The organism is Cupriavidus sp. 09_S30, from assembly GCF_056930435.1.
The window spans coordinates 906,543-927,392 of sequence record NZ_JBXOWI010000001.1; the positions used below are offsets into that span (position 1 = coordinate 906,543).

The following is a 20,850-nucleotide window of genomic DNA, read 5'->3' on the forward strand; positions in this document are numbered from 1 at the left end:
GCGACAATCGCAAGGTTGTCCACCGCCGTATCCCGAGCGCAGACCCCCATGCCCCTGAATATTCCGATTCTGCTGACCTGGCTCCGCGTCGCCATGATTCCCCTCGTGGTCGGCGTGTTCTATCTGCCCGAGGCATGGGTGCCGATGCCCACCAAGAACCTGACGGCGGCAATCTTCTTCATCATCGCGGCCGTCACCGACTGGCTGGACGGCTTCCTGGCGCGGCGCTGGAACCAGACTTCTTCCTTCGGCGCCTTCCTCGACCCGGTGGCCGACAAGCTGATGGTCACGGCGGCGCTGCTGACCCTGCTGGCGCTGGGGCGGGTGACGGACCTGATCGCGCTGGTCATCATCGGCCGCGAGATCACGATCTCCGCGCTGCGCGAGTGGATGGCGCAGATCGGCGCTTCCAAGAGCGTGGCCGTCAACTTCCTGGGCAAGCTGAAGACGACCTTCCAGATGATTGCCATTCCGCTGCTGCTGTTCAACGGCCCGCTCTTCCACGTCGACGCCGCCATGCTCGGCACCTGGATGATCTACCTGGCCGCGGTGCTGACGCTGTGGTCGATGGTGTACTACATGAAGCTCGCCTGGCCGCAGATCCGCGAGCGCAGCGCGCTCGTCGGCGAAGCCCCCGCGCAAAAGTGAGGGAATGCAAAAAAGTGCTTGACGGCGCTATACCTCCTTTGCAATAATCTTGTTCTCGCTGCTGACGATGCAAACGAAATCAGCGAGATAAGGCGAAGCTGGCGCGAGAAGGCTGCAGAAAGCGACAGTTAGCCGCAGGAAGTTGCGGTGCTTATGCGGGAGTAGCTCAGTTGGTAGAGCGCAACCTTGCCAAGGTTGAGGTCGCGAGTTCGAGACTCGTCTCCCGCTCCAGGTTTCGGCGAGAACGCCAGACGATCGACAAGGTCGAGGCTGTGGCGGGCAAGCCTAGTAGTTGCAGTAGTGTTGTAGCAGTGCGCGGGAGTAGCTCAGTTGGTAGAGCGCAACCTTGCCAAGGTTGAGGTCGCGAGTTCGAGACTCGTCTCCCGCTCCAAATCCCAAAGGGAAGCAGCGCTTCCCTTTTATTTTGGGTTGGTGCCCCACTAGTCGCATCCGGCACGCCGGCAGCGATCGGTAAATGCGGATACAATCCAGAGCGCGTCACCTGGCGGGGTGGCAGAGTGGTCATGCAGCGGCCTGCAAAGCCGTGTACGCCGGTTCGATTCCGACCTCCGCCTCCAGTTTGATGAAAGCCCTGAAGCCTGTGCTTCAGGGCTTTTTGCTTTGTGTGCCGCCGACGAGGGGCCACTGCCACCGGCAGCTTCTGTCCGCGTGCGCGTCAATGGCGCCGGTGCGCCAGGCCGACCGATTTGCCGCGTCTTGCGCGCGGATGATCGTGTTACATTATGAGAAGTCGCCCGCACACTTCCGTGCGGGTCACGCGGGGCCGCTCTGTCAGGGCCTCCAGCATCCGGCCGCAAGCAGTCTTGCTTTCTCTTGCTTGCGCGCCTGTGGCGACATTCCCGTTTTCCGCCTTTCCGAGCAGCAGAGTTGCGCGCCGGCACGGTCTCCCGCCGGGCGCGCCTGGGTGTCAGTGAACAGTGCTGGCCATCGTTCGGCGCTGGCGGATGCTTTCCACCATTGCCCCCGCGGCTGCTATCAGGAACCGAGAACGCATGCATCACGCCTCCCCGCTCATCAGTACCATCGTCGGCGGCATCGTGTTGGCGTTCTTGCTGGGTGCGCTGGCGGCGCGGCTGCGCCTGCCCCCGCTGATCGGCTACCTGTGCGCGGGCATCCTGGTGGGTCCCCATACTCCTGGCTACACCGCCGACCAGACACTGGCGCCGGAACTTGCCGAACTGGGCGTGATCCTGCTGATGTTCGGCGTCGGCCTGCATTTCTCGGTGAAGGACCTGATGGCGGTCAAGAAGATCGCGATCCCCGGTGCCGTGGCGCAGATCGGCATCGCCACCTTGCTGGGGATGGCGGTGTCCTGGGGGCTGGGCTGGTCATGGGGGCAGGGTCTGGTCTTCGGCCTCGCGTTGTCCGTGGCCAGTACGGTGGTGCTGCTCAAGGCGCTGCAGGACCGCGACCTGGTCGACTCCCCGCAAGGCCGCATCGCCGTAGGCTGGCTGGTCGTGGAGGATCTGGCGATGGTGCTGACGCTGGTGCTGCTGCCGGCGCTGGCCGGCCTGCTCGCACCGGGCGAGGGCAACGCCAGCGCAGCAACGCCGAGTGCCGGCGATATCCTGCTGGCTGTGCTCTATACCTTGGGCAAGGTGGCGGCGTTCGTCGCGGTGATGCTGGTGATCGGCCGCCGCTTCATTCCGTGGATGCTGGAGCGCATCGTCTGGAGCGGCAGCCGCGAACTGTTCCGCCTGGGCGTGCTGGCGACGGCGCTGGGCGTGGCCTTCGGTGCCTTCTACCTGTTCGGGGTGTCGTTCGCGCTGGGCGCCTTCTTCGCCGGCATGGTCCTGGCAGAATCCGAGTTCAGCCATCGTGCCGCCGAGGAATCGCTGCCGCTGCGCGATGCCTTCGCTGTGCTCTTCTTCGTCTCGGTCGGCATGTTGTTCGATCCGGCCGTGCTGGTCTCGGATCCCTGGGGTGTCCTGGCCACTCTGTTCATCATCCTGGTGGTCAAGTCGGTGGCGGCGCTGGGCATCGTGCGGGCCTTCGGGCACGACGCCCGCACCGGCCTGACGATTGCCGCCAGCCTGGCGCAGATCGGCGAGTTCTCCTTCATTCTCGCCAGCCTGGGCGTTTATCTGAAGATCCTGCCGGAACGCGCGCAGGCGCTGGTCGTGGCCGGTGCGCTGTTGTCGATCATGCTGAACCCGCTGCTGTTCCATCTGCTGGATCGCTACACTGCCAAGCTCGCCCGCGCCAGTGAGTCGCCCGCGGCCTGAGTTCAGGCGCTGCTGGTGTGCGGCGCGGCGCGGCGCAGGTATTCCGTGAAGGCCAGCAGGCCCTGGGTGGGGTATTTGTGCTCGTGCACCACGAGCTGCAGCGGGCGGACCAGCGGCGGGATGCCCGCGCGCAATGCCACCAGCGCACCGCGCTCCAATTCCTCGCCTACCACGTGCAATGACAGGCAGCTGATGCCGTAGCCGCTCAACACGGTGCGCTTGATCGCCTCGGCATTGCCCAGCTCCAGCGCGAAGCGCAGCTCCCCGAGGGCGGGTACGAGGCGCTGCTCGATGATTTCGCGTGTGCCGGAACCCGGTTCGCGCACGATCCAGTCTGCCTCGCGCAGCGCCTGCCGGCTGACCGGCCGCTGTGCCAGCGGATGCGAGGCGCCCACCACCACGACCATCTCGTCATCGCACCAGTGTGTGCTGCGCAGGTCGCGTTCATGGCTGGTGCCCTCGATCAGGCCGAGGTCGGCCTCGAATTGCAGCAGCGATTGCAGTACCTCGCGCGTGTTGCCGATGCGCATGTCCAGCGCGCAGGGACCGGCCTGGCTGTCGCGGAATCCACGCAGCAAGGCCGGCAGGATGTAGCTGCCGATGGTATTGCTGGCGGCGACTCTCAACTGCACGCCGGCCTGCAGCGGGAAGCGCTCCAGTTCGTAGGCCTGGTCGAGCAGGGAAAGGGCGCGCGGGAAAAAGAGCCGGCCGGTCTCATTGATGCTGAGGCGCCGCGCGACACGGTCGAACAGCGGACCGCCCAGCGCGCGCTCGAGTTCGGCCAGCGCCGCGCTGACGGCCGATTGGGACATGGCCAGGGCGTCGGCGGCCGCCACTGTGCTGCCGTGCTGGGCAACGGCGACGAAAACGGAGAGCTGGCGCAGCGTCAGCCGCAGTGGGCGTTGTTCCATATCGATAAAGTGGGTAGATCATAGCGATATTACCCGTTTCACAGATTAATTGGGGCGCTCTACTCTCAGGCCATCGAGATACACGAAGGGACCGGAGCCTGCCATGTCGACTCTTTCCGCCCAAGGCGCACCGAATATCGCATCCACTCCAGGCGCGCAGGCGGCAGCACTGCCGAGCTGGCGCACGCGCCTGCTGACTCTGCTGCCGCTGGGCGCCGTTGCCTGGCTGGCGATGGTGCTGGCGGACCACCCGGCAATTTCGCGCTATGGCCTGAGCGCGCTGACGCTGGCGATGTGCGCCGGCATGGTGGCGGCCAATACCATGCCGCGCGAATGGCTGGCGCCGCTGGCACCGGGAATGCAGGTGGCGCGGCACCATATGCTGCGCATCGGCGTCGCGCTCTATGGCCTGCGCCTGACCTTCGGGGCGATCGCGGCGCTTGGCGTATCGGGTGTGGTGGTGCCGCTGGCCATGCTGGTGGCCACGCTGGCGGTGGGGACGTGGCTGGGAACCTCGGTGTTCGGCTTGAGCCGCCGCGAGGCTATCCTTGTCAGCGCGGGCAGTGCGGTGTGTGGCGCGGCCGCGGCCATCGCCGTGTCTTCGGTGCTGCGCACCGATGACAAGCAGACGGCTGTGGCGGTCGCGACGGTGGTGCTGTTCGGCACGGTCGGCATGCTGCTCTATCCCTACCTGTTCACGCTGGCCACGCATCAATGGCACTGGCCCGTCACCGAGCGCCTGTTCGGCATCTTCACCGGCGCGACGCTGCACGAAGTGGCGCAGGTGATCGCCGCCGGCAAGATGGTCAGCGACACCACGGCGGATGCGGCTGTAGTGGTCAAGATGGTACGTGTGCTGGCCCTCGGGCCGCTGCTGCTGGCGATGGCCCTGTGGCAGCGCACGGGAAGCCGCGATGGGCAGGGCCGGGCGGGCGGCCTGCGTGCCGTGCTGAAATCGGTGCCTTGGTTCGCCGTCGGTTTCGTGGCGGTGATGGCCGTGCACTCGGCCGGCATGGTGCCCCAGTCGTGGATGGGCAGCCTGGTAGCGTTGGACAACTGGCTGCTCGCCTGCGCCATGCTGGCCATCGGCCTGCATACCCGCATCGGCGACCTGCTGCGTGCCGGCCGCCGGCCGCTGGCCCTGGCCGGCATGCTGTTCGTGTTCCTGATGGTGGCTGGCGCCGCGTTGTGCGCCCTGATGGCCTGATCGGTGCGGGGCGCCCGCTGATGCTGGTGCGGCCGACGGGACTCGAACCCGTAAGCCTGTGAAGGCGGCAGATTTTAAGTCTGCTGAGTCTACCAATTTCTCCACGGCCGCCCGGCAAGCCCGGTATTGTGGTGGTTTGGGCGGTTGGATGCAAGCAGGCCGCCACCTTGTGCATGGTTACGCTTGGTAACAATGTCGCCTTCGCCGTTGCACCTGGATTTTGCCCAGTACTTAAAATAACGGTATCAACACCGTCACAAAAAGAGGCACGATCATGAAGCGTTGGATGCTTGCAGGTCTTGGCGCTGCGGTTGCGCTGGCGTCAGGTGCAGCGATGGCTCACGTCAGCGTCGGCGTGGCGATTGGCGTGCCTGGCGTGGTGATCGGCGCCCCGGCATACTATCCGCCGCCCGCGTACTATGCGCCGCCCCCGGTGGTAGTGGCGCCAGCCCCCGTCTACTATGGCCCGCCGCCTGTGGTGGTGCGGCCGGCGCCGGTCTACTACGGTGGTCCGGGCTACTACTATGGCCCCGGCTACTATGGCCCGCGAGGACACTGGCGGGGGCATGGACACGGCCGCTGGCGTGACTGAGGGCCGCTGGCGGCCCGCGTGATCGACGGGCAGTCGGTCATCCTTTATCGGTAAGTCGGCAAGGGCTCCGCAAGGAGCCCTTGCCGTTGTCATTGGTGCACCCGGAAGGCGCAGGCGATGTCGAAAGTGATGCAGGGTTCCCGTCGATTTACCCTGTCAACGTTAGGGTCAAAAAAATTGAAGTGACTCATCAAAGTCTGTGTCACTTCGCCCTAGGGTTTTCCCCTACATTATCGCTGTGACACCGTCATGACACGTGCGACGCATATGCGTCAGGGCAGGGCGGTGAAGACTCGCAAAAAATATACAAGGATCACCGCGACATGAAGATCAAATCCAGCCTGGTGGCACTCGCCGCCCTGACCGCCCTGTCGGCACTTTCCGTTTCGGCCCAAGCTGCTCCGCGCAAGGCCGATCCGTACACCGACGGCGCCAAGATGGGCAAGGTGGACACCTACACCGACGGTGCGAAGATGGGCAAGGTCGATCCCTACACCGACGGCGCCAAGCTGGGCAAGGTCGATCCCTATAGCGATGGTGCCAAGATCGGCGATCGCCGCGACCCGTTCTCGGAAGGCGTCTGATGCCGCGGGCTGCCTGATCTCCCCCGATCGGCGCCCGAGACCGGCCACGGCCACAGAAAGACCCGCAGATGTTGCGGGTTTTTTGCTTTTTTGGCGTCCTTTCGGCCATGGCGGCTGCCTCCACGCAGAGGCTATACTGCCGGCTCTTGTTCCGTATTGATTTCCGAGGAGAGTGGTATGCAGCAGAAAACCGTGCTGACGGCTGATGACGTGAAGAAGGTGCTGGCCGCAGCCGAGGCCGAGGCGAAGAACCATCACTGGGCGGTCACGATCGTTGTGGTAGATGACGGTGGCCACCAGCTTGCCTTGCTGCGTCTGGACGGCGCCGCGCCGATCTCGAGCTATATCGCTGCCGAAAAGGCCCGCACGTCGGCGCTGGGCCGCCGTGAGTCGAAGATCTATGAGGACATGATCAACAACGGCCGCTACTCCTTCATGACGGCGCCGGTGCTGCAAGGCATGCTGGAAGGCGGCGTGCCTATCGTCGTCAACGAACAGGTCGTCGGTGCGGTGGGTGTGTCGGGCGTCAAGTCGACCGAGGACGCGCAGATTGCGCGCGCCGGCATCGCCGCCCTGGGTATCTGAGCGGGCGCATCGGTCAGGCATTGTCCGATCCGGTGACAGCATCCCGCGCGGCCATGCCGCAGGGGTGCTGATTTAATGAGAACGGGGCGCAGATGCGCCCCGTTTGCATGGAAAAAGGCTGCCATCAGGCGGCCTTTCTGCTTGCTGCTCCGTCTTGTTCCGCTATTTGGTCAGGATCAGCTTGCCGTAGCGCGTGATCCGCAGCGTGTAAACCTCGCCATTGTGGAGGAGGGGCAGGGTACCGGCGCCACGCATCAGCGTTTCGACGGCGACCGGCTCGCCGGTGGCGGGCGTGGCAGCGCGGTTGTCGCGCACGAGGGCCTCGAGGCGGGCGGGCAAGGCCGCCACGGCGGACTTCACCGTCTCGATGGCCGTGGCTGCCGGCGTCTCTCGGCGTGGCTGGGCCGGGCTCACTTCGACGCGGCGTAGGGATAGACGCCGGCGCGTGACTTGGCGCGGTTGCGACAGCGGCAGGGCAAAGGTGCTCATCATCAGGCTCCGGTGGTCTTGGCGGGTGCCGGCGCTGCCGGCGTGTGGATTTTCAGGTGCGCTCGATATTAAATGAGAATGGTTATCAATACAATGAAGCTCACGAAACTTTACAAATATGCCGGTGCCAGCGAGGCAAGCGCGGGCGGAACAGGAGGCAAGAGGGGGAGCTGGTTCCAATAAGAAGCGGCACCCCCGGCGCGGGTAGGGGCAAAGAAAAAGGCATCCGTCGGGATGCCTTTTTGTCGTGCGGGCAAGGCGCGCAGCGCCTTGACGCGCTCAGTGCTTGGGTTCGGTGATGAAGCCGATCTTGCCGAGGCCGCCGTGTTGCGCCGCCGCCATCACCTGCGCCACGCGCTCGTAGCGGACTTCGCGGTCGGCGCGCAGATGCAGCTCGGGTTGCGGCTGCTGTTGGGCGGCCTGGGCGATCTTGGTGTCCAGGGTGGCCTCGTCGACCTCGGCCTGGTTCCAGAACACCTTGCCGCTCGCGTCGATCGACACGTTGATGCTCTGCGGCTTGGTGTCGTTGGGCTGGTTGGTCGCGCGCGGGAGGTCGATCTTCACCGCGTGGTTGATGACGGGGATGGTGATGATGAAGATGATCAGCAGCACCAGCATGACGTCGACCAGCGGCGTCATGTTGATTTCACTCATCACCTCGTTGTCGTCACTTTCCAGAGTGCCGAATGCCATGATGACTTCCTTTGGGACTTGGCGGGAACCGCTCGCGCGGATCTCAAGGGTTCTTGACGGCCAGGCGCACCGAGCTGTCGTCGGCGCCGCGTGCCACGCCCGGGCGCACGCGTGCACCGGTCACGAAATAGGCGTGCAGGTCATGCGCGAAGCGGTTGAGCTTGGAGATGACCGACTTGTTGCCGCGCGTCAGGGCGTTGTAGCCGAGCACGGCCGGGATCGCCACGGCCAGGCCGAAGGCGGTCATGATCAGCGCCTCGCCCACCGGGCCCGCAACCTTGTCGATGGTCGGCACGCCCGAGGCGCCAATGCCGATCAGCGCGTGATAGATGCCCCAGACCGTGCCGAACAGGCCGACGAAGGGGGCGGTGGAACCCACCGAAGCCAGCACGGCCAGGCCCGACTGCATGTGAGCGACGGCGTCGTCGATGGCACTCTTGAGCGTGCGGGTGAGCCAGTCGGAGATGTCCATCACGTCATGCAGCTGAGGCTGGCTGGCGCGGTGGTGCTGGGCGGCTTCCTTGCCGGTGATGGCCAATGTGCGGAAGGGGTTGGCGTCGTTGGCACCGAGGGTCTCGAGCGCGTGGTCGAAGTCGTCGGAGTGCCAGAAGCGCTTTTCCGCACCGTGCGCCATCTTCTTCAGGCGAATGAGATCCCACGCCTTGGTGAGGATCACGATCCACGAAGACAGCGACATGATGAGCAGAATGATGGCCGTCGCACGCATGACGAAATCGCCTTGCGCCCAGAGGTGGGAGAGTCCGAGGTCCTGCATGTTGGTGGTTCCTGGTAGGTCGGGATGGAATGGGATGGATCAGGGGATCCGTTGATCAGTTGAGCTCGAAGGCGATCGGCTGCTGCGCGGTCACCGCGACGGCACGCCCGTTTTCAAGATAGGGCTTGCAGCGCATGCGCTTGACCGCGTCTTCCGCAGCCTGGTCCAGCCGCGACGAACCGCTGCTGTTGACCACGCTGGTCTTGACCACCTTGCCGCTGTCATCAGTGGTAAGACGCACCACGGCCCGGCCGGTTTCACCCATGCGGCGAGACTGCGAGGGGTAGGTCGGCTGCGGCGGCGTGCACTGGATCTCGCCGATGCCGACGGCGCGCGGCGCGCTCGATACCGGAGCAGGCGCTTCGGCCGGCGCGGGCGGGGCGGGCGGAGCCGGCGGAGCGGGTGGCGCCGCGATCGCATTGGGGGTGGGCGGCAGAGCCGGCACGGGTTCGATCCTGGCCTGCTGCGGCTGGGGCTGCGGCTTGGGCGTGGTGACCTTGACCTGACGCGGCGGCTCGGGCTTGGGCTGGGGTTTGGGCGGCTGCGGCTGCGGGGCAGGCGGTTGCGCCGGCTCCAGCGGGATGATGCGCGCGACGATCTCCGGCGAGATCACGGTTTCCGTGAACTTGCGGGCCAGACCGCTCTGGATCAGGTAAAGCAGCCCGGCGTGGAACAACAGGACGGCGAGCGTGATCTTGAAGAAACGTTGATCGAACATGGGAAACGGCAGGTGTCGCTACAGAGCTGGCTGCGCATGGCGCGATGGACGTCTGGCCTGGCTTACTTGCGATAGAAGAGGATAAGCGAAATGCCACAACCGACCAGCAGGCTGAGCAACAGTTCCATGGTAAACGCTCCTTCAACCGGGTTGCCGTGGGAGCGCCGCTCTCTGGCAGCGTGTCAGTATAAACGATAATGATTCTTATTTGTTGCCTTTCGCGCCTCATGGGCGCGAAACGCGGGCACAGCCGCCTTTATACCGCTGATCGCGATCCGGCGCCTACCCCGCGACAAAGGAACGCAGCGTCCGACCGAGGGTCGGCGGCAATGTTTCGCAAGCCATAAAGCGCGCTAGGATAGGAAGAAACTGGCCGCCCGCACCGGCGCGCAGCGGCCTGAGCGAGGGGACGAAGCCATGGAATTCACCCGCAATGCCGACGAGGACCGTTCGACCGTCCTGCGCGCCGCCCCCGGGGCCGGCACCAGTTCGGCGCTCGACTGGATGTGCGCGCAGTTCGCCCTGCGCGTGGTCTGCGCGCTGGGGCCTCGCTTCAACCTGCGCAGCAATATCAATGACGTGCTGACGGTCAGCGCCCAGGAGATGGTGTGGCCGTACGGCGTGGTGCTGCGCGTACAGCGCTTCCTCGCGGCACGCTGCGCTGACATGCCTGCCTGGAAGGGGGCGGCCCGCCTGCCGCCAGCGGAGTTCCTGGATCGCCATGGCCAGTGGAACAGCGCCTTCGACGAGAGCGCGCTGTTCTATTACCTCGACGAGTACGTCAAGTACCAGGCCAAGGACATGTACGCCGTGTTCGAGGTCTCGGCCGCCGCCATTGCCGCGCGGCTGGACGGCGAGCGGGTCTTGCTCGTGCGTAATATCGATATGCTCAGCCGCGTGCTCGACCTGCCGGAGCACGAGCGCAAGCTGCTGCTCTATGCCGCGCTGGCAAAGTACAAGCGTGACCTGCGGGCGGTCATGGTCGACTGCAAGGTGGCGCATAGCCAGGAGGCATTCCAGATCCTGGCCGGCCTGACCGGGGCCAGCCCCGCGGAAGTCGCGGTTTCGCTGCGGCCCGGTTCGCGGCTGGAAACGCTGAACCTGATCGAGCAGCCCCTGCCCGAGAACAGCGTGACCGACCTTGGCGACCTGATGCGCCTGTCCGATCGGCTGCTGCACGTGCTGCTGGGCAACTATGCCGACGAGGCGGAGATGATGGCCGTCTTCACCCGGCCGGCCGCGCCGCCGACGCTGGATTGCTCCGACTACCCGCATGTGGAGACCGACGCGCGCTACCTCTCGGCGCTGCTGGGCAATGCCACGCGCCAGCACGCCGCGGGCGTGAACATCCTCTTGTATGGGCCGCCCGGCACGGGCAAGACCGAGTTCGCGCGGCTGATCGCGCGCGAGGCCGGGTGCGAGCTCTACGAGGTCGATTGCCTGGACCGGGACGGCAACAGCCTGTCGGGCAAGGACCGTTACCGCTCGCTGCAGGTCTCGCAGGCCTTCCTGCGCGGTCGCCCGCGCACCGCGCTGCTGTTCGACGAGGTCGAGGATGTTTTTCCCGGCAGCGCGCGCGAATTGATGAGCCTGTTCGGCCACGACGATGCGCGCGGCTCGGTCAACGGCAAGGCGTGGGTGAACCAGACGCTGGAGCAGAACCCGGTGCCGGTGATCTGGATCTCCAATTCGATCCGCCAGATCGATCCGGCCTACCTGCGCCGCTTCCAGTTCCACCTGGAGCTGAAAGTGCCGCCACCGGTGGTGCGCGAGAACATCCTGCGCAAGCACCTGCAGGGGCTGGATGTCAGCGATGCCTTCATCGCCGCGCTGGCCGCGCGCAAGACGCTGACGCCGGCGCAGGTGCAGTCGGCTGCGCGCTTCGTCGAGCTGGCCCGGCCTGATGTGCAGGAGCCGGCCGAGGCATTGATCCTGCGCCAGCTCGACCACGCGGACCGCGCCATGGGTTTGCGTCCCGAGGCGGAGGCGCGCCCGGTGGTCACGCATTACCGGCTCGACTACCTGAACCTGGAAACCCGCTACGCGGTGGAAAAGATCATCCAGGCGCTCCAGGTGCGCCAGCGCGGCACCCTGTGCTTCTTCGGGCCGCCCGGCACCGGCAAGACCGCCCTGGCGGAGCACATCGCCGCGGCGCTGGACCTGCCGCTGATGATCCGCCGGGCATCCGACCTGATGAGCAAGTATGTGGGCGAGACCGAGCAGCAGATCGCTGCGATGTTCGCGCGGGCGGAGGAAGACGGCGCCGTGGTGCTGCTCGACGAGGCCGACAGCTTCATGCAGAGCCGGCAGAACGCGGTACGCAACTACGAGGTGTCCGAGGTCAATGAGATGCTGCAGGGCATGGAGCGCTTCAACGGCATCTTCGTCTGCACCACCAATCTGTTCGAGCGCATCGACGAGGCGGCATTGCGCCGCTTCTCGTTCAAGATCCGCTTCCTGCCGCTGAAGCCGGCGCAGCGGATGGCGATGTTCGTCGACGAAGCGCTCGATGGCGACGCGGCAGCGCTGACTGAGCCGATGCGCCGCGAGCTTGGCGTGATGGATTGCCTGACGCCGGGTGACTTCGCCACCGTGAAGCGCCAGTGTGTGCTGTTAGGCGAGGCGTTGACGCCGGACGAATTCCTGGCGCAGTTGCGCCAGGAGCACGCGGTCAAGCCGGAGGTGCGGCAGCACCGGCCGCTGGGGTTCCTGCAGTAGTCAGCGCCGGGCGGGGCAGTGGGAAGCGGCGCGGCGTGCGGCTCAGGAGGCGACGGCGACGGCCTCGCCCAGCGGTGGCGCCGGCTCGATTACCACGGTTTCCGCCTCCGCATCCACGTGCAGCAGTGCCGAGACCATGCCGTGGAGGTGGCCGGCTTCCTTGGTGGTGGTGTAGCGGGTGAACGGCTGCGCGCCGGGGCCGGCCGGGGCCGCTGCCAAGCCATGCTCGGCGAGCTTGCGCGCCAGCTGCCTGGCCACGGCGTCGCCGGTGTCGATCATCGCGAGCCGGTCGCCGACCATATCCTGCAGCGTATCCATCAGGAAGGGGTAGTGTGTGCAGCCCAGCACCAGCGTGTCGGCGCCCGCCTCCAGCATGGGTGCCAGGTAGTTCGCCAGGTGGGTGCGCACGGCGGGGCTGCTGACGTCGCCTTGCTCGATTGCCGGCACCAGGCCGATGCCGGCCGCGCACACGAAGCGGCTCTCGCCCTCGAGCGAGGCGAGCAGGCGCGCGAACTTGGCGCTCTTGAGCGTGTTGGCGGTGGCCAGCACGCCCACCACCTTGCTGCGGCTGGCGGCGGCGGCCGGCTTCAGGCCGGGCTCGACGCCGATGATGGGCAGCGCCAGCGTCTCGCGCAAGGTCTGCACCGCATGCGAGGTGGCGGTGTTGCAGGCGATCACCAGTGCCTTGCAACCCTGGTCCGCCAGCCACCGGCACACCTGCAGCGTGCGCGCCTCGACGAAGCGCTCGGGCTTCTCGCCATAGGGCGCGTATTTCGAGTCGGCGACATAGAGAAGCGATTCATGCGGCAGCAGCGCGCGGATCTCGCGCAGCACGGACAGGCCGCCGAGGCCGGAATCGAAGATGCCGATGGGCGCATTGTTCGTGGACATGGTCACGGACGGGGAGAGGGCAGTCGGAGCGTCGGGTATGAAAAAGCCGGGTCGGATGACCCGGCTTTCGCGGACAGCGAGGCTGTCACAAGTGTCACAAGGCGGTCAGGCTCAGGCCGCTGCGACGGGGATCTTGCCGATCTTGGCCTGCCACTCGGCGGGGCCCGTCTTGTGCACCGAGGTGCCCGAGCTGTCGACGGCCACCGTGACCGGCATGTCCTTCACGTCGAACTCGTAGATGGCTTCCATGCCGAGGTCTTCGAAGGCCAGCACCTTGGCACCGCGGATGGCCTTGGAGACCAGGTAGGCGGCGCCGCCCACGGCCATCAGGTAAGCCGACTTGTGCTTCTGGATGGCCTCGATCGCCACCGGGCCGCGCTCGGCCTTGCCGACCATCGAGATCAGGCCGGTCTGCGCCAGCATGGTCTCGGTGAACTTGTCCATGCGGGTGGCGGTGGTGGGGCCGGCCGGGCCGACCACTTCGTCGCGCACCGGATCCACCGGGCCCACGTAGTAGATCACGCGGTTGGTGAAGTCGATTGGCAGGGTCTCACCCTTGGCCAGCATGTCGACGATGCGCTTGTGCGCGGCGTCGCGGCCGGTCAGCATCTTGCCGTTCAGCAGCAGGGTCTGGCCGGGCTTCCACGAAGCCACTTCCTCGGGCGTCAGCGTGTTCAGGTCGACGCGCTTGGAGGTCTCGGTGTTGGGTGCCCACTCGACCTGCGGCCATTGCGACAGGTCAGGCGCTTCCAGCTTGGCCGGGCCGCTGCCGTCCAGCGTGAAGTGCGCGTGGCGGGTGGCGGCGCAATTCGGGATCATGGCCACCGGCAGGTTGGCGGCATGGGTCGGGTAGTCCTTGATCTTCACGTCGAGCACGGTAGTCAGGCCGCCCAGGCCCTGCGCGCCGATGCCCAGCGCGTTGACCTTCTCGTACAGCTCGATGCGCAGTTCCTCGGCACGATTCGACGGGCCGCGCGCGATCAGGTCCTGGATGTCGATGGGCTCCATCAGGGCTTCCTTGGCCAGCAGCATCGCCTTCTCGGCGGTGCCGCCAATGCCGATGCCCAGCATGCCCGGCGGGCACCATCCGGCGCCCATGGTCGGCACGGTCTTGAGCACCCAGTCGACGATCGAGTCGGACGGGTTCAGCATCACGAACTTGGACTTCGCCTCGGAGCCGCCGCCCTTGGCCGCGACGATCACGTCGATCGTGTCGCCCGGCACGATGGAGACATTGATCACCGCCGGGGTGTTGTCCTTCGTATTGGCGCGCTTGCCGGCCGGATCGGCCAGCACGCTGGCGCGCAGCTTGTTGTCCGGGTCGTTGTAGGCGCGGCGCACGCCCTCGTTGACCATGTCTTCCAGGCTCAGCGTGGCGCCATCCCAGCGCACATTCATGCCGACCTTCAGGAACACGGTGACGATGCCGGTGTCCTGGCAGATCGGGCGCTTGCCTTCAGCGCACATGCGGCTGTTGGTCAGGATCTGCGCGATGGCATCCCGGGCCGCCGGGCTCTGCTCCAGCTCATAGGCACGGCCCAGGCTGGTGATGTAGTCCATCGGGTGGTAGTAGCTGATGTACTGCAGGGAGTCGGCGACGCTCTGGATGAGGTCTTCTTGCTTGATGACGGTCATGTTGTGGGGAGGACATGCGGTGGGACTTAGCCCGCAATCATACACCCAGCCGGGCGGGGTTGCCTGCTTGCATACATTGGTCCACATTCAGGGGCGGCCCGTGCGCCGGCTGTCGTCGGTGAAGGCCGCTCGAGCAGGTGGACGGGCCGGATGACGATCGGCGCCATCGCGCACAGGCGCACGGGCATGTGCACGTGCATGGGAATGGCAGAGTATGGCGTGCGGGTATCCGCCGCGAACGGCGCCATCGCCGGGCAGCTGTGCTAGCCTAATGAAGAAGGCTGCACATTGGCTGTGCAAGCGGCACCAGCCGTGCGCCCGCATCGCTTGCGTTGCATTGCAGCAAAGGCGGATGCAGTCCTGCGGCAAGCCAGCGTCAGGATTCAGTAAGCCACCAAGCGTAAGTTTGCAGCCACGCAGCCAAGCTAATACAGGAGACAACGTCATGTCCGCCATCGAATCGGTGATGCAAGAGCATCGCGTCTTCAATCCCCCCGCATCGTTCGCCGACAAGGCGGCCATTTCCGGCATGGGGGCCTACCGGGCCCTGTGCGACGAGGCCGAGCGCGACTACGAGGGTTTCTGGGCACGCCACGCGCGCGAACTGCTGGTCTGGAGCAAGCCGTTCACCAAGGTGCTGGACGAGAGCAACGCGCCGTTCTACAAGTGGTTCGAGGACGGCCAGCTCAACGCTTCCTACAACTGCCTGGACCGCAACCTGCAGAACGGCAATGCCGACAGGACGGCCATCGTGTTCGAGGCCGACGACGGCACGGTCACCCGCGTCAGCTACCGCGAGCTGCATGCGCGCGTGTGCCGCTTCGCCAACGGGCTGAAGTCGCTGGGCGTCAACAAGGGCGACCGCGTGGTGATCTACCTGCCGATGTCGGTCGAGGGCGTGGTGGCCATGCAGGCCTGCGCCCGCATCGGCGCCACGCACTCGGTGGTGTTCGGCGGCTTCTCCGCCAAGTCGCTGCAGGAACGCCTGGTCGATGTCGGCGCCGTGGCGCTGATCACCGCCGACGAGCAGATGCGCGGCGGCAAGGCGCTGCCGCTGAAGGCCATTGCCGATGAGGCGCTGGCGCTGGGAGGCTGCGAGGCCGTCAAGAACGTCATCGTCTACCGGCGCACCGGCGGCAAGGTCAACTGGACCGAAGGCCGCGACCGCTGGATGGAAGACCTGTCCGCCGGCCAGGCCGACACCTGCGAGGCCGTGCCGGTCGACGCCGAGCACCCGCTCTTCGTGCTCTACACCTCGGGTTCCACCGGCAAGCCCAAGGGCGTGCAGCACAGCACGGGCGGCTACCTGCTGTGGGCGCTGATGACGATGCGCTGGACCTTCGACATCAAGCCCGACGATCTCTTCTGGTGTACCGCCGACATCGGCTGGGTCACCGGACACACCTACATCGCCTACGGCCCGCTTGCCGCCGGCGCCACCCAGGTGATGTTCGAGGGCGTGCCGACCTATCCGAACGCCGGCCGCTTCTGGGAAATGATCCAGCGCCACAAGGTCAGCATCTTCTACACGGCGCCGACGGCGATCCGCTCGCTGATCAAGGCCGCCGATGCCGACCCGAAGGTCCATCCCAAGCAGTACGATCTCTCCAGCCTGCGCCTGCTGGGTACGGTGGGCGAGCCCATCAATCCCGAGGCTTGGATGTGGTACTACCACAATATCGGCGGCGAGCGCTGCCCGGTGGTCGACACCTTCTGGCAGACCGAGACCGGCGGCCACATGATCACGCCGCTGCCCGGTGCGACGCCGCTGGTGCCGGGCTCGTGCACGCTGCCGCTGCCTGGCATCATGGCGGCCGTCGTCGACGAGACGGGCCAGGACGTACCCAACGGCAATGGCGGCATCCTGGTGGTCAAGCGGCCCTGGCCGGCGATGATCCGCACCATCTGGGGCGATCCAGAGCGCTTCAAGAAGAGCTATTTCCCCGAGGAGCTCGGCGGCACCCTCTATCTCGCGGGCGACGGCTCGATCCGCGACAAGGACACCGGGTACTTCACCATCATGGGCCGCATCGACGACGTGCTCAACGTGTCGGGCCACCGCATGGGCACGATGGAGATCGAGTCGGCGCTGGTGGCGAACCCGCTGGTGGCGGAAGCCGCCGTGGTGGGCCGGCCCGATGACATGACCGGCGAAGCCATCTGCGCCTTCGTCGTGCTCAAGCGCTCACGGCCGGAAGGCGACGAGGCCGAGCAGATCGCCACCGAGCTGCGCAACTGGGTGGGCAAGGAGATCGGGCCGATCGCCAAGCCCAAGGACATCCGCTTCGGCGACAACCTGCCCAAGACGCGCTCCGGCAAGATCATGCGGCGCCTGCTGCGTTCGCTGGCCAAGGGCGAGGAAATCACCCAGGACACCTCGACGCTGGAAAACCCCCATATCCTGGACCAACTCAAGCAGGCCCGCTGAGCGGGGCAGGGGCGGCATGACGGCGGGGCACCGATGCGGTGCCCCGCCGCGTGCCGCGCTGTCCCGGGCCCGGCCCGCTTCGCCATCCACACGATGCCAGACGAACAGTCGCGCTTTCGCCGCCGGCTGAGGCTGTACTACAGCCTGTTCACCCTCGGGCTGTTCGGCTTCGTCGGCATGATGGCGCTGCTGGAGCACTCCAGTAGTGACGCCCTGTGGCTGGGCTATGTCTTCCTCTTCGTCACCATCGCCATTTATGCCTGCATCGGGCTGATCTGCCGCACCTCGGACCTGACCGAGTACTACGTGGCGGGCCGACGCGTGCCCGCGATGTACAACGGCATGGCGATCGCCGCCGACTGGATGAGCGCGGCCTCCTTCATCGGCCTGGCCGGCATCGTCTTCGCCTCCGGCTATGAAGGCCTGGCCTATGTGATGGGCTGGACCGGCGGCTACTGCCTGGTGGCCTTCCTGCTCGCGCCGTACCTGCGCAAGTACGGCGGCTACACGATCCCCGACTTCCTCGCTGCGCGCTACGGCAACGGCAAGCCGGGCGGCAACCTGCCGGTGCGCGGCATCGCCGTGCTGGCCGCCTCGCTCTGTTCCTTCGTCTACCTGGTGGCGCAGATCCAGGGCGTGGGGCTGGTGGTGACGCGCTTCATCGGCGTCGAGTTCGCGGTAGGCGTGTTCTTCGGGCTGGCCGGCATCCTCGTCTGCTCCTTCCTGGGCGGCATGCGCGCCGTGACCTGGACCCAGGTGGCCCAGTACATCATGCTGATCGTGGCCTTCCTGGTGACGGTGTCGATGATCGCGTGGAAGCACCACCACCAGGCGCTGCCCCAGCTGAGTTATGGCCCCTTGCTGGCGCAGATCGACCAGCAGGAGCGCCGGCTCGAACAAGACCCCGCTGAGAAAGCGGTGAGGCAGTACTACCAGGACAAGGCGGCGGCACTGCAGATGCGCATCGTGCGGCTGCCACAGTCCTTCGAGGAGGAGCGCGAGGCGCTGTCCGCGCGGCTGGAAGAGCTGCGCACGCGCAACGCGCCGCTGCGCGAGATCAAGGACCTCGAGCGCGAGCGCGCTGCGTACCCGCGCGATGCCGCGGCAGCGCAGCGGCAGTGGACGCAGATGCGCGACGAGGCGCGTGCGCGCAGCCTGCCGTCAACCTCGTCCACCGAACCCTATCCCGCGGCGACAGAGGCTGAGCGCAACACGAAGCGGCTGAACTTCGTCCTGCTGGTGTTCTGCCTGATGCTGGGTACCGCCAGCCTGCCGCACATCCTGACCCGGCTCTACACCACGCCCTCGGTCAAGGAAACGCGCCGGTCGGTGGCCTGGGCCGTGTTCTTCATCGCCTTGCTCTACGTCTCGGCGCCGGCGCTGGCGGCGCTGGTGAAGGCGGAGTTCCTGCAGCACCTGGTGGGTACGCCCTATGCCGAACTGCCGCAATGGGTGGTGCAATGGCGCAAGGTCGACCCGCCAGTGTTCACGCTGCGCGACGTCAACGGCGACGGCATCGTGCAGTGGGCCGAGATCCTGATCCAGCCCGACATGATCGTGCTGGCCGCGCCCGAGATCGCCGGGCTGCCTTACGTGATTTCGGGCCTGGTCGCCGCCGGCGCGCTGGCCGCCGCGCTGTCGACGGCCGATGGCCTGCTGCTGACCATCGCCAATGCCCTCTCGCACGACGTCTTCTACCATATGGTCGATCGCCAGGCGAGCCACCAGCGGCGCGTCACCACGGCCAAGGTGGTGCTGCTTGGCGTGGCACTGTTCGCCTCGTATGTCACCTCGCTGCGGCCGGGCAATATCCTGTTCCTGGTCGGCGCCGCCTTCTCGCTGGCCGCCTCCAGTTTCTTTCCGGTGCTGGTGCTTGGCATCTTCTGGCGCCGCACCACCGCGGCCGGCGCCGTCGCCGGCATGGCCGCGGGCCTCGGCGTGGCGATCTACTACATCTTCGTCAACTATCCCTTCTTCACGCGCATGACCGGCATCTTCGGCGACCGCTGGTTCGGCGTCGACCCGATCGCCTCCGGCGCCTTCGGCGTGCCGGCCGGCTTCGTCGTCGCCATCGTCGTCAGCCTGCTGACGCCGCGCAACTCGCCGGTGATCGACAGGCTGGTAGGCTACTTGCGCAAGGGTTGAACATCTTCCGTCACGAAGTACTAGCTTCGCTAGGCAACTCTGCTATAATCGCGGACTTCCCGGAGAGATGGATGAGTGGTTTAAGTCGCACGCCTGGAAAGCGTGTATGGGTTAATAGCCCATCGGGGGTTCGAATCCCCCTCTCTCCGCCAGAATAAGAATGAAATCCCTGCAAGTTCTAAGACTTGCAGGGATTTTTTTTTGGTCTGTCGAACGGCACGATCCCGGCGGGCCACGATCCCGGCGCGGTTCGCAGTGCCTCGTGACAGCCCGGCACGGCGCAGACTAGGCAAATCGGTCGGTCACTACTTGTGCCAAGAGTTCGCGGCTTTTCCAGAACATGTGGTGGATGCGGCCGGCAAATTTGTGCAGTGTCTCCGGATCCATGTCGTGGAAGTCCAGTATCACGGACGGCCGCGTGCCGTCGCCTGCCACCTGCTCCATGCTGTCGCAGGCCGGCAGGCCGTACTTGTGGAGGAACGCCCGGATTTCATCGTCCGTGGTGCCGGGCTCGATATTCGTCAGAAGCAGGCGTGACATGATTCCCTCGTGCTTGTGTATCGTGAACATTCCCGCGGTGGGGCATTGGGGCGTTAGGGCGGGCGCTTGACGCCAGGCGGCGGGCGCGAAACGCACCCGCCGGTGGAGACGCCGGAACGGCTTCGCCGGCGGCTCAGTACTTCTCGGACACGTACTTGTAGGGATAGTCCGGTTCCACGTAGCCTTGCGACTTCTGCCGCTTCGGCAGCGACAACTCCTTGCGCGGCATGTTCTCGTAAGGAATCTTGCCGAGCAGGTCGTTGATGACATTGAGGCGGGCCCGCTGCTTATCGTCGGACTTGACCACGTACCATGGTGCAAGGGGTGTGTCCGTGGCACGGAACATGGCATCGCGGGCGCGCGAGTAGTCATACCAGCGGCTGTATGACTTCAGGTCCATGTCGGAGAGCTTCCACAGCTTGCGGCCATCATGGATGCGCCCTTCGAGCCGGCGGGTCTGCTCCTCCTGGCCGACTTCCAGCCAGTACTTGAACAGCAGGACGCCGGAGTGGATGATCGCCTGCTCGACCAGCGGCACGGCCCTGAAAAAGCTCTCCACCTGTTCCTCCGTGCAGAATCCCATGACTCTTTCGACGCCTGCACGGTTGTACCAGCTGCGGTCAAAGATCACGATTTCACCGGCGGCGGGCAGATGCGGCACATAGCGCTGCATGTACATCTGCGTTTTTTCCCGCTCCGTGGGCGCGGGCAGTGCGACCACGCGGAACACGCGTGGGCTCGCGCGTTCTGTCAGGGCCTTGATCGTGCCGCCTTTCCCGGCACCGTCCCGCCCTTCAAAGACGATGCAGATCTTGGCACCGGTCTGCACCACCCACTCCTGCAGCTTGACCAGCTCGACATGCAAGGGAAACAAGGCCTTCCTGTATTCCTTGAATGAGATGTCCTTGTGGTCGCCATGCTTGTCGTTTTCCTCATGGCTCGCTTTCTCTTTACCCTTGCCCATGCTCGTCTCCCTCGGGTATGTCCACGGCATCTGCCGGCAATCCTGTGCGAAGTGCCGCTTTCAGTTTTGTCGCACGGGGAG

At 65.8% G+C, this 20,850-nt stretch carries 18 protein-coding genes and 5 tRNA genes; 13 read left to right on the forward strand and 10 right to left on the reverse strand.

The window, feature by feature from the left end; genetic code table 11:
* Positions 1-48: 48 nt before the first annotated feature.
* From pgsA to AC1Z3O_RS04300, 5 genes are all read left to right on the forward strand, one after another.
* Positions 49-648 (forward strand): CDP-diacylglycerol--glycerol-3-phosphate 3-phosphatidyltransferase, encoded by a 600-nt coding sequence (gene pgsA / locus AC1Z3O_RS04280; RefSeq protein ID WP_483513799.1) that lies wholly within the window; start codon positions 49-51, stop codon positions 646-648.
* Positions 649-803: 155 nt separating this feature from the next.
* Positions 804-879 (forward strand) — tRNA-Gly (locus tag AC1Z3O_RS04285).
* An 84-nt stretch (positions 880-963) separates the two neighbouring features.
* Positions 964-1,039: transfer RNA gene (locus AC1Z3O_RS04290), tRNA-Gly, on the forward strand.
* Positions 1,040-1,152: 113 nt separating this feature from the next.
* Positions 1,153-1,226 (forward strand) — tRNA-Cys (locus AC1Z3O_RS04295).
* A 435-nt stretch (positions 1,227-1,661) separates the two neighbouring features.
* Entirely contained in the window at positions 1,662-2,894 is a 1,233-nt protein-coding gene (locus AC1Z3O_RS04300; protein ID WP_483513801.1) for a cation:proton antiporter domain-containing protein, read from the forward strand.
* Between the two features lie 2 nt (positions 2,895-2,896).
* On the opposite strand, the gene AC1Z3O_RS04305 is transcribed toward AC1Z3O_RS04300, so the two are convergent.
* Positions 2,897-3,805 (reverse strand): LysR family transcriptional regulator, encoded by a 909-nt coding sequence (locus tag AC1Z3O_RS04305; protein ID WP_483513803.1) that lies wholly within the window; start codon positions 3,803-3,805, stop codon positions 2,897-2,899.
* 103 nt (positions 3,806-3,908) lie between these two features.
* On the opposite strand from AC1Z3O_RS04305, the gene AC1Z3O_RS04310 reads away from it, so the two are divergent.
* Positions 3,909-5,012 (forward strand): YeiH family protein, encoded by a 1,104-nt coding sequence (locus tag AC1Z3O_RS04310; protein WP_483513805.1) that lies wholly within the window; start codon positions 3,909-3,911, stop codon positions 5,010-5,012.
* 24 nt (positions 5,013-5,036) lie between these two features.
* Here the strand turns inward: AC1Z3O_RS04310 and AC1Z3O_RS04315 are convergent.
* Positions 5,037-5,123 (reverse strand) — tRNA-Leu (locus tag AC1Z3O_RS04315).
* Between the two features lie 163 nt (positions 5,124-5,286).
* Here AC1Z3O_RS04315 and AC1Z3O_RS04320 point away from each other — a divergent pair.
* The 3 genes from AC1Z3O_RS04320 (at position 5,287) to AC1Z3O_RS04330 (ending at position 6,773) form a co-directional block, all read left to right on the forward strand.
* A complete protein-coding gene (locus AC1Z3O_RS04320; RefSeq protein ID WP_483513807.1) occupies positions 5,287-5,604 on the forward strand; it encodes a hypothetical protein in 318 nt (105 codons plus the stop codon).
* 323 nt (positions 5,605-5,927) lie between these two features.
* Positions 5,928-6,188, forward strand: coding sequence for a hypothetical protein (locus tag AC1Z3O_RS04325; RefSeq protein ID WP_483513809.1), 261 nt, complete (start codon positions 5,928-5,930; stop codon positions 6,186-6,188).
* 177 nt (positions 6,189-6,365) lie between these two features.
* Positions 6,366-6,773 carry a heme-binding protein gene (locus tag AC1Z3O_RS04330; RefSeq protein ID WP_483513811.1) on the forward strand — a complete coding sequence of 136 codons (408 nt, stop codon included), beginning with the start codon at positions 6,366-6,368 and terminating at the stop codon, positions 6,771-6,773.
* A gap of 162 nt (positions 6,774-6,935) precedes the next feature.
* Here the strand turns inward: AC1Z3O_RS04330 and AC1Z3O_RS04335 are convergent, their stop codons facing one another.
* From AC1Z3O_RS04335 to AC1Z3O_RS04350, 4 genes are all read right to left on the reverse strand, one after another.
* Positions 6,936-7,262: a hemin uptake protein HemP gene (locus AC1Z3O_RS04335; RefSeq protein WP_483517513.1), complete on the reverse strand. Its 327-nt coding sequence runs from the start codon at positions 7,260-7,262 to the stop codon at positions 6,936-6,938.
* A gap of 279 nt (positions 7,263-7,541) precedes the next feature.
* Positions 7,542-7,955 (reverse strand): ExbD/TolR family protein, encoded by a 414-nt coding sequence (locus tag AC1Z3O_RS04340; protein WP_483513813.1) that lies wholly within the window; start codon positions 7,953-7,955, stop codon positions 7,542-7,544.
* Between the two features lie 43 nt (positions 7,956-7,998).
* Positions 7,999-8,730, reverse strand: coding sequence for a MotA/TolQ/ExbB proton channel family protein (locus AC1Z3O_RS04345; protein WP_483513815.1), 732 nt, complete (start codon positions 8,728-8,730; stop codon positions 7,999-8,001).
* Between the two features lie 55 nt (positions 8,731-8,785).
* Complete coding sequence (locus tag AC1Z3O_RS04350) at positions 8,786-9,448, reverse strand: energy transducer TonB (protein ID WP_483513817.1); 663 nt, start codon at positions 9,446-9,448, stop codon at positions 8,786-8,788.
* 417 nt (positions 9,449-9,865) lie between these two features.
* Here AC1Z3O_RS04350 and AC1Z3O_RS04355 point away from each other — a divergent pair, with 417 nt between their 5' ends.
* Positions 9,866-12,166, forward strand: coding sequence for an AAA family ATPase (locus tag AC1Z3O_RS04355; protein ID WP_483513819.1), 2,301 nt, complete (start codon positions 9,866-9,868; stop codon positions 12,164-12,166).
* A gap of 42 nt (positions 12,167-12,208) precedes the next feature.
* Here the strand turns inward: AC1Z3O_RS04355 and murI are convergent, their stop codons facing one another.
* Together murI and AC1Z3O_RS04365 are read right to left on the reverse strand one after the other, a co-directional pair.
* A complete protein-coding gene (gene murI, locus AC1Z3O_RS04360; protein ID WP_483513821.1) occupies positions 12,209-13,057 on the reverse strand; it encodes a glutamate racemase in 849 nt (282 codons plus the stop codon).
* A gap of 111 nt (positions 13,058-13,168) precedes the next feature.
* Positions 13,169-14,692 carry a fumarate hydratase gene (locus tag AC1Z3O_RS04365; protein ID WP_483513823.1) on the reverse strand — a complete coding sequence of 508 codons (1,524 nt, stop codon included), beginning with the start codon at positions 14,690-14,692 and terminating at the stop codon, positions 13,169-13,171.
* Positions 14,693-15,137: 445 nt separating this feature from the next.
* On the opposite strand from AC1Z3O_RS04365, the gene acs reads away from it, so the two are divergent.
* From acs to AC1Z3O_RS04380, 3 genes are all read left to right on the forward strand, one after another.
* A complete protein-coding gene (gene acs / locus AC1Z3O_RS04370; protein ID WP_483513824.1) occupies positions 15,138-17,120 on the forward strand; it encodes an acetate--CoA ligase in 1,983 nt (660 codons plus the stop codon).
* A 93-nt stretch (positions 17,121-17,213) separates the two neighbouring features.
* Positions 17,214-19,265: a sodium:solute symporter family protein gene (locus AC1Z3O_RS04375; protein WP_483513826.1), complete on the forward strand. Its 2,052-nt coding sequence runs from the start codon at positions 17,214-17,216 to the stop codon at positions 19,263-19,265.
* A 61-nt stretch (positions 19,266-19,326) separates the two neighbouring features.
* Positions 19,327-19,417 (forward strand) — tRNA-Ser (locus AC1Z3O_RS04380).
* A gap of 133 nt (positions 19,418-19,550) precedes the next feature.
* Here the strand turns inward: AC1Z3O_RS04380 and AC1Z3O_RS04385 are convergent.
* Both AC1Z3O_RS04385 and ppk2 read right to left on the reverse strand, forming a co-directional pair.
* Positions 19,551-19,805 (reverse strand): RNA-binding protein, encoded by a 255-nt coding sequence (locus AC1Z3O_RS04385; RefSeq protein ID WP_483513828.1) that lies wholly within the window; start codon positions 19,803-19,805, stop codon positions 19,551-19,553.
* 133 nt (positions 19,806-19,938) lie between these two features.
* Positions 19,939-20,769 (reverse strand): polyphosphate kinase 2, encoded by an 831-nt coding sequence (gene ppk2 / locus AC1Z3O_RS04390; RefSeq protein WP_483513830.1) that lies wholly within the window; start codon positions 20,767-20,769, stop codon positions 19,939-19,941.
* Between the last annotated feature and the right edge of the window lie 81 nt (positions 20,770-20,850).